General features: G+C 41.8%; 1 protein-coding gene and 1 pseudogene. Both read left to right on the top strand.

Going from position 1 to position 685, the window contains the following annotated elements:
• A pseudogene (locus tag ACFIKJ_RS09600) lies at positions 1–255 on the top strand (hypothetical protein); the annotation flags it as partial.
• Positions 170–685 (top strand): hypothetical protein (locus ACFIKJ_RS09595; RefSeq protein ID WP_375670568.1); only part of this gene is annotated, 516 nt, incomplete at its 3' end. The pseudogene ACFIKJ_RS09600 and the gene ACFIKJ_RS09595, both read left to right, overlap by 86 nt.

Raw genomic sequence — 685 nt, 5'->3', positions numbered from 1 at the left:
CGTAACTGGGTGCGAAAGGCTATCGAGGGTTTAGAAAAAACGAAAAACACGAACAACAATGGTGGAAACAATGGAAATTACACTCAAAAGCAAAAAAGCATTGGGGAGCGTATCGCAGACAGTCTCCTTGATATCGGAAATCGAGGGTACTTTGAAGCACATTCATGCGATGATACCCCCGAGAGGTCCATTTATTTTGAAGGAAGGCAGCCAATTAACGAAACAGCAGGAATCGATTGCTTTAGAGGCTGGTGATCAATTGCAAGAGCTCTTTGCAGTGAAAGCAGGTAAAGAGGATATAGCAAAAGCTATTCGCATGCTGTCGTGTGGTTTGAAAATAGCACAACAATCAGACCATGAGGGAATGGCGTTGACCTATGGAATGGTTTTGGAAAATGTCTCTGCATGGTCACTGATGACAGTGGTCAAACGGATTTTATGTGATGAAATAAATTGTTTATCCGATACGTTTTTTCCGAGCACGCGTGAATTTGTGAGGTTGTGTCGTGATTTGGAAAACGATCTTTTGAGAAAAGCCAATTTTGTACGCAATGCTGTTTTGAGATTCCGTGAAAAGGAGTTGAAAGAACAAGCAGAGAAAGAGCATTCAAGCCCCCTTACGGTTATTCACAAGCAAAAACTTGAAGAGACTCTAAATGGCATTGGTGGGATAATGAAACGCTTT

Source organism: Bartonella sp. PS7NMGDW (assembly GCF_042193585.1).
Lineage (GTDB): Bacteria > Pseudomonadota > Alphaproteobacteria > Rhizobiales > Rhizobiaceae > Bartonella > Bartonella grahamii.
The sequence above is the reverse complement of the archived record's forward strand: the minus strand, read 5'-3'. Positions and strand labels throughout refer to the sequence as shown.